Genomic DNA, 7,662 nt, shown 5'->3' on the forward strand with positions numbered 1-7,662 from the left:
CCAACCACGAGGAAAGCCAGCCCTGCCACCTGAAGCTGAAGGATCCCACGGTGCCGATCGCGGTGAACCTGCCGCTCTATGCCGAGCCGGCGCAGCGCTACTGCCCGGCCGGGGTCTACGAGGTGCTCGAGGGCGAGGGCGGCCCGCGCTTCCAGGTCAACTTCCAGAACTGCGTCCACTGCAAGACCTGCGACATCAAGGACCCCAGCCAGAACATCGACTGGACAACGCCCCAGGGCGGCGACGGGCCGAATTACCCGAATATGTGACAAGGGAAACTTGTCGATCGCCAACCCTTCTTGGCGGTCTGATCGCCGAGGATAGGGAATAATCCTGCCAGTTTCTTGAGGCAAATCCTTGCCCGACAGCAGGAGGCAGGCATGCAGGACTGTAAGCGCAACTTGATCGGCGGCGAATGGGTTTTGCCTCAGGGAGGCGCGAGAAATACACGGCGAAATGCATCTGGCTGTCGTCGAACTGGATAAGCTGGCGCTTTTCCCATCGGCCGTTGACCCATCCTGGGAATCGTTCGGATTTTTCCTTTGCTGCAAGGATCTCGGCGGTGTTGTCCTTGTAATAGTCGTCGCGCGTGTCCCAGATCTTGGTGCCTTGATTGGTGATCCGAACGTGGGGATAGTGGTTTATATCGGCGAACTTTTCAGCATCGTTTCCGATGAACGCGGCGAGAAGCTCATCAAGAAATGCACAGCCCTCCTTGAGATGCGGCTCGACCGGATTCGCGCAGTCGTCGCGGATCGGGAACTGTTCCAGTTGCGTGCCGTCCTGGGCGCAGGCGGCGCCGATGCTCAACATCGAAACAAGCGATACCGCAGCGATTAGCTTGCCAAGCATGATGGTTTATTCTCCTTGCTATGGGTAATGTTTTTCGGATCGTGCAGGCTATGGCCGCATCGTCGGGTTGTTCAGATTGTTCGTCCCCGGCCGTCGGGTGAATGGCTCGCAAAGCCCACCCGCCCGCACAATCACATTGCTGACGGGTTTCAATTGATAGGAAAAGATTATTATATCTTGCTATATGATAGGAAAAATTTAGCTTTGATTTCCTGCCGGATCTGGCTGGAAATCAGCGCATCGGCTTCCGGCGGCCCGGAGTCCTCAGCCGATTTTCTGCCGCGCGGAGTTGGACATATGCTCGATGAAGGCTCGGGCGGCGGGGGACATGCGCCTGTTGTCGGGAAACAGGATGCTGATGCGGCCCCAGAGGGAATGCCATTCCGGCAGGATCTGCTTCAAGGTGCCTTGCGCCAGGGCCGTTTCGCAGGTCTGGAGCGACAGCAGGCCGATGCCGCCGCCTTCTATGACCGCGTCCCGGATCATTGCCGAATCATTGCTCACCAGCACCGGCCGGTGCCGCAGCGTGTAGCTTGCCCCCTTGTCGTTGCGCAGCTTCCAACTGCCCGCCCAGCCGGCCGAGAGATAGTCGCCGCCGACGCTGACGGTCGGCAGCTGCTTTATGCCCTCCAGCGTGATTCCGGGATGGCGGGCAAGGAACGCCGGCGAGGCCACGAGGATGCTGCGCGTCTCGCCCAGCTTGCGCGTCAGAAGCGTGGGATTGCTGCGTTCATTGACCTCGGCCATGATCGCCAGATCGAAACGCTTGTTGATCAGGTCAACCTTTTCCGTCGTCACGTGCAGTTCCAGCCGCACCTCGGGGTAGTCGCGGAGGAAGTCCGTCACGAATTTCGGGCCAAGATAGCGCGCTAGCCCCGGCAGGCAACTGACCCGCAGATCGCCCGACACGCGCGACCTGAACTCGACGGCGATGGCTTCGGCGTCTTCGAGGCTGCTCTCGACGATCTGCCATTGCTCATAGATCGCCCGGCCGGCTTCGGTCAGGCGCAGGCTGCGGGTCGAACGAAAAAGCAGCTGGGTTTCCAGGTCGCTTTCCAGCCGCTGGATATGGCGGCTGAGCTTGGCCTTGCGCTCGCCCGTGGCGCGTTCGGCAGCGGTAAAGCCACCATGCTGCACGACCATGCCAAAGCTGCGCAGATCCTCGAAATTCATTTCCGCAGCATAAATTGGAACCATTTATGAAACAATATGCATCTTCCAGGTTGCGCGGAGAGGACGACGGCGCCCCGTCGCTTTGACGGTTTCGATGCCGGTGAGCGACCTGCGGGATCCCGCCATGCAGATCGTCACCCAGGATGTCAGCGCCGAAGGTGCGCGCATCGTTTACGGGGGGCAGACGGCCATCCGACGGGACCGCGGTCGTTTCGTCGAACGGGCGCCTTTCATCGCTGTAGCTTGCGGGTCGCGCCGCGGGGGCCAGCAATCCACATCCGCCGCCCCCTGTCCTGTCTTATCGAGCGGGAACGCCGTGCCGCCGGATGTTGCGCTTGAACCCTCCGCGTCCGCTGGCATAACCTGCCCCGGACGCGACGAAGCCGGTCTGTCTGCTGGACGCTGCGGCTGTCGTCGGACCGGGGCCTTGGCCGCTCCGACCGACCGGCGTTCTGCATTTTCACCGCACACCGGGAGATTGCCTTGCTTCGGTTCACCTTGAGACAACTTTCCTATTTCCGCGCGACGGCCGCACTGGGCAGCATTGCCAGCGCGGCAAAGGAACTGGGCGTTTCGACTGCGGCGATCTCTGCCGCGATCGACAATCTCGAAGCGATCGCCGGCACCAGGCTGTTCAACCGATTTCCCGCGCATGGCGTCAAGCTGACCCCTTCCGGCGAAATCCTTGAGCAGATGGCACGCGGCGTATTGGCCGAGGCCGAGAAATGGGCGCAGGGCGCACGCAACTTGCGCACCGATGCCGGCGGCAAGGTCCGGATCGGAACCTATCTCGCGCTCGTCTATGTCTTCGCCATTCCGATCCTGATGCGGAACCGGGAAATCTGGCCCAAGGTCGAACTGGACTTTGTCGAGAGCAGCCACCCCAATCTTTTGGAGCAGCTGAACAAGGGCCATATCGACATCATGATGCCGTACGATCTCTGCTTCGAGCGTGAGGGCTATGACGTGGTCGATCTGGCCAAGGTCGAGGCCAAGGTGGTCTTGCCCGCCTCCAGTCCCTTGGCGGGCAGGAAACGGCTTGCGCTGGGGGATCTGGAGGGGCTGTCCTATGTGCGGCTGGACCGGGAAATTCCCGGACGGACGATGCTGGATCTGCTTTACGCAAGGGGGATCAAGCCGCCAATAGCGTTTTCGTCCTCGTCCTATGAACTGGTCCGGTCTGCGGTCGGCAAGGGCCTCGGTTTCACCTTCAGCATGTTCCAGCCGCATAATGCGATCACCTATCAGGGGGACAGGCTGGTCTGCATACCGCTGGAAGAGCCCCTGCAGCAGGTCAGGATCATTGCCGCCTGTCGCAAAGGCCGGCTGCAGGAGGACATCATCCGCAACGTGATTTCCACTAGCCGCCACGTGCTGGAAGCGGCGGATAGCCGCAACTGACGCAATTGCAGAGCAATCTGGCCTCGTTGAAGGGCTCTGGATCAATGCCTGGAATGCGCCCTTTGCGGCGGACAGATCGTGCAGAGAAAAGGACCGGCTTGTGGGGTTTTCGGAAAGACGCCCCCTCCTGGGCGCTCTTGTCGGCATCTTTGGATCGTCGGGTCCGCCTTGCCCAGGCGCAGGTTGCGGGTCGAATAGGCTAGGCAGTTGGCCTCCAGATTGTAACTGCTGAACTTCCCCCGTGCGCGCGCCCGAATGCCGAGAACCTGCCATGCCGGCCGACAAGATCGAAGCTGCGCAAGGCGTGACGTCCCTGTCCTTGATCGTCCCTGTCCTTGATCGGGATTAGAACGATTTGCGAGACAATCTGTATTTGCATAACCGACTACAGCCAGCGCCTGACCCGGACTAGCCTGATGAGGGGAGCATGGAAAGGGGGGAGGACTGGACATGGACAAAGAGGCCCGCACCTGGCTGATCACCGGGGCCGACAAGGGCCTGGGGGCGGCAGCGGCGCGCGCAGCCCTGGCCCAAGGCGACAATGTCGTCGTGACGGTCCTTGCGAAGGATGGCGATCACGGCCTTGCCGCGGAATTTCCAGACCGGATGCGGTCGCTGCACCTTGATGCGCGCGATATCCACCGCACCGCTGATGTGGTCGCCCGCGCCCTGTCGTTCTTCGATCGCATCGACGTATTGGTGAACAACGCCGGCTATGGCGTGGCTGCACCGGCCGAGGAAACGCCCGCCGACACCTATCGCACCTTGTTCGAGGTGGGCTTCTTCTCGCTTGTCGAGATGACGCGCGCGGTGCTGCCAATCATGCGGCGTCAACGCGCAGGCCACATCATCAACCTGTCCTCTATCGCCGGTTTCAGCGCATATCCGGGCTTTGCCTTCTACAGTGCCGTGAAATTCGCGGTCGAGGGCTATTCGGAGGCGCTTTCCAAGGAGGTGGCCCCCTTCGGCGTCAAGGTGACCATCGTCGAGCCGGGCGCCTTCCGCACGGATTTCCGTGGCCCATCCCTGGTCAGCGCGATCAATCCAGCGTCGGACTATGCCGATCTGAACCGTGCCCTGGCCGGCGTGTCGCAGGCAAGCGGGCGGCAACCCAACGATCCGGAAAAATTCGGCGCGGTGTTGTGCAAGATCGTCGCGCAAGAGAAACCGCCATTGCGCCTGCCCTTGGGCGAGGACGCGGTCGAAGCCCGCCGCGGCACGCTGGCCGCGGTAGGGGACGAGTTGCAGGCCTGGCTCGACCTGTCGCGTTCAACCACATTCGCCAATTGAGAGCGGCGGCAGGCAAAGCCCGCCGCATCATTTCCCGTCTACCGAAGCATATGCCCGGATCGCTGCCGATCCGCCGTGCTTCGGCAATCCCAAACAGGAGCAAACGCCATGTGGCAAGGTCGATACGATCAGCTTTATATCGGTGGCCAGTGGATCAAGCCCGCATCGGACGGGCGCATCGAAGTGATCTCGCCCTTCACCGAAGATGCCCTTGGTTCGGTGCCCGACGGAACCCGCGAGGATATGGACCGCGCCATCGCCGCGGCCCGCGAGGCTTTCGACCACGGTCCCTGGCCCCGCATGCCGCTGGCCGAGCGCAAGGCCGCCGTCGCCAGGCTGGGAGCGCAGTTCCGGGCCCATGAAGATACGCTGGCCGAACTTGTCTCCACCGAAATGGGTTGCCCGATCACCATGTCGAAAGGGATGCAGTCCATCGGCGCGCGGCTGTTGATCGACAGCTATCTCGAGATCGTGGACGACTACCCGTTCCGCAGCTTCCGCCGTTCGGGGACCGGCAATGCGCTGGTCACCCGCGAACCGATCGGCGTGGTGGCCGCGGTCGTGCCCTGGAACGCCCCGCAGCTGGTGACGATGATCAAGGTCATCCCGGCGCTGCTTGCGGGCTGCACGCTGGTTCTGAAGCCGGCGCCCGAGACGCCCTTCGATGCCTATCTGCTGGCAGAGATGGCCGCGGCGGCGGGCTTTCCCGCGGGTGTGATCAACATCGTCCCTGCGGGGCGCGAGATCGGCGAATACCTCGTCACCCATCCTTCGGTGGACAAGGTTTCCTTTACCGGCTCGACCGCGGCGGGGCGGCGGATCGCCAGCCTGTGTGGCCAGGATCTGCGCCGGGTTTCGCTGGAACTGGGAGGGAAATCGGCGGCGATCATCCTGGACGATGCCGATTTCGACCAGGCGGTCGAGATGCTGCGCACGGCCTCGCTGCGCAACAACGGGCAGGTGTGCAGCGGCAAGACGCGGATAGTGGTGCCCGAACGCCACGCCTCCGAACTGATCGACCGGATCGTCGCCCTGATGGATTCGATGCCGATCGGCGATCCGCTGGATCCGGCCACGCAGATCGGGCCCTTGGTCAGCAAGCGGCAAAGGGACAGGGTCGCGGACTATCTCGCCATCGGGCAGGCCGAGGGTGCCCGGATCGTTCGTGGCGGCGACCGCCCTGTCGGGCTGGATCGGGGCTGGTTCATCGACCCCACGCTGTTCGTCGATGTCGACCGCAAGATGCGGATCGCGCAGGAGGAGATCTTCGGCCCGGTGCTGACGGTGCTGACCTACAAGGACGACGAGGACGCGATCGCGATCGCCAACGATTCGGCCTATGGGCTGAACGGTGCGGTCTTCAGCGGCGATTTAGACCGGGCGCTTGGTGTCGCCAGCCGCATCCGCAGCGGCGTGGTCGAGCTGAACGGCAATCTGGTTGGTTTCCATGCCCCGATCGGCGGCTGGAAGTGCAGCGGCATCGGCCGCGAGGCCGGGCTCGAGGCTTTCGACGCCTATGTCGAATGCCGCTCCATCGGCATGCCGCGCGAAATGGTGGATGCGCTGGAGAAATAGCGGCGCAATCAAAAAGGAAAGCCCGCCCGGCCATCTTGGCCCAGGGGGACATAATGACCGCACATCGGTCTTCAAAATCGGGAGGAAAGAATGGTCCATGGAATTTACCGGCTTCTGGCAGCAGGTCTGATGACCTCTGCCCTGGCGGCCATCGCACAGGCGGAAACGCTGAAGTTCGCGCATGTCTTTCCCGCAGATCATTATCTGTGGACGCAGGGCGGCAAGGTTTTCGCGGAAGCGGTCACCAAGGCATCCGAAGGCCGGATCGCCTTCGAAGTCTATCCTGCCGGTCAACTGGGCAAGGATGCCATTGCGGTGCAGCGGTCGGGCCTGGCGGAACTGGCCATGGTGATCCCGGCCTATTCGCCCGACAAGCTGCCGCTTTCCTCGGTGGCCGAACTGCCGGGGATGTATGCCTCCGCCTGCCAGGGAACGCGGATGTTCTGGAATGTGGCCAAGCCGGGCGCGATCCTGGACGAGCTGGAACTGAAGGGGCAGGGAATGCGCGTCCTTTTCGCCTCGACCATTCCGCCGCTCAAGATCGCGACCAAGAACAGGCCGGTGGGGGGGGCTCGCGGACCTGAAAGGGTTGAAGCTCCGCGCGGCTGGGTCGGCCATGAACAAGACGGTTCGTGCATTGGGGGCGACGCCGATCCAGCTGACCGCCGGCGAAATGTTCGACAGCCTGTCGCGAGGCACCGTCGATGGCGCCTTGTGGTATTATCATTCGACGCCGACATTCGGGCTCGAGGATGTGCTGAACAACGCGGTCGAAGGGGTCGAACTTGGCGGCGGCACGTTGCTTTACACCATCAGCACGACGGCCTGGGATCGGCTGAGCCCCAAGGACCAGGAAATCTTCGCCACCGCGGCCGCAGATGCTCAGACCGCGCTTTGCGAGTGGCTGGACACCGAGGAAAGCCGGGTGCGCGACAACCTGGCTGCCAACCACGACTGGCAGATTTCCACCCCGCCGGCGGAGGAGATGGAACAATGGCAGGCGCTGATCAACGACGTCACCGTTTCCTGGGCCAAGGAAATCGACGACAATGGGCAGGCGGGCACGCAGGTGCTGCAAGCCTTCCGGGACAGCGCCGAATAGGCACGACGCATCGGAGCGGCATCTCTCCAGGTGCCGGTTCCTTCGTCGTTCGATGGAAAGCTTCGGCGGACCGACATCCATCCTGAAAAGCCGATAGCCGCGAGCGGCTGGCAGCAAGGTATTGAAAATCCATGGAGAGTTTCGACTACATCGTGATTGGCTCTGGTTCGTCTGGGAGCGTGGTTGCGAGCCGCCTGTCGGAGGATGGTCGCAACCAGGTTCTGCTGCTGGAGGCTGGGGGCCATGCCGACCGCTTCTGGGTGCATGCG

Annotated in this window: 8 protein-coding genes and 1 pseudogene; 8 read left to right on the forward strand and 1 reads right to left on the reverse strand. The window is 62.5% G+C overall.

Features of this window, described 5'->3' with window-relative positions; genetic code table 11:
- Positions 1-269: 4Fe-4S dicluster domain-containing protein (locus tag IT40_RS25540; protein ID WP_036759993.1), on the forward strand; the 269-nt coding region annotated here is incomplete at its 5' end.
- A gap of 187 nt (positions 270-456) precedes the next feature.
- A complete protein-coding gene (locus IT40_RS25545; protein WP_036761128.1) occupies positions 457-840 on the forward strand; it encodes a hypothetical protein in 384 nt (127 codons plus the stop codon).
- 276 nt (positions 841-1,116) lie between these two features.
- Here the strand turns inward: IT40_RS25545 and IT40_RS25550 are convergent, their stop codons facing one another.
- On the reverse strand, positions 1,117-2,025 hold the full coding sequence (locus IT40_RS25550; RefSeq protein WP_036761131.1) for a LysR family transcriptional regulator: 909 nt from the start codon (positions 2,023-2,025) through the stop codon (positions 1,117-1,119).
- A 483-nt stretch (positions 2,026-2,508) separates the two neighbouring features.
- Here IT40_RS25550 and IT40_RS25555 point away from each other — a divergent pair, with 483 nt between their 5' ends.
- The 6 genes and pseudogenes from IT40_RS25555 to IT40_RS28145 form a co-directional block, all read left to right on the forward strand.
- A complete protein-coding gene (locus IT40_RS25555) occupies positions 2,509-3,426 on the forward strand; it encodes a LysR family transcriptional regulator (protein WP_036761135.1) in 918 nt (305 codons plus the stop codon).
- Positions 3,427-3,876: 450 nt separating this feature from the next.
- A complete protein-coding gene (locus IT40_RS25560) occupies positions 3,877-4,716 on the forward strand; it encodes an SDR family NAD(P)-dependent oxidoreductase (protein ID WP_036761137.1) in 840 nt (279 codons plus the stop codon).
- 108 nt (positions 4,717-4,824) lie between these two features.
- Complete coding sequence (locus IT40_RS25565; protein WP_036761139.1) at positions 4,825-6,291, forward strand: aldehyde dehydrogenase; 1,467 nt, start codon at positions 4,825-4,827, stop codon at positions 6,289-6,291.
- Between the two features lie 129 nt (positions 6,292-6,420).
- Positions 6,421-6,783, forward strand: a pseudogene (locus IT40_RS31000) (type 2 periplasmic-binding domain-containing protein); the annotation flags it as partial.
- Positions 6,784-6,871: 88 nt separating this feature from the next.
- Entirely contained in the window at positions 6,872-7,393 is a 522-nt protein-coding gene (gene dctP / locus IT40_RS30600; RefSeq protein WP_275600396.1) for a TRAP transporter substrate-binding protein DctP, read from the forward strand.
- A 131-nt stretch (positions 7,394-7,524) separates the two neighbouring features.
- On the forward strand, positions 7,525-7,662 hold a 138-nt coding region (locus IT40_RS28145; protein WP_084197467.1), incomplete at its 3' end, for an NAD(P)-binding protein.

Source organism: Paracoccus versutus, from assembly GCF_000763885.1.
In the GTDB taxonomy this organism is placed as follows: domain Bacteria; phylum Pseudomonadota; class Alphaproteobacteria; order Rhodobacterales; family Rhodobacteraceae; genus Paracoccus; species Paracoccus versutus.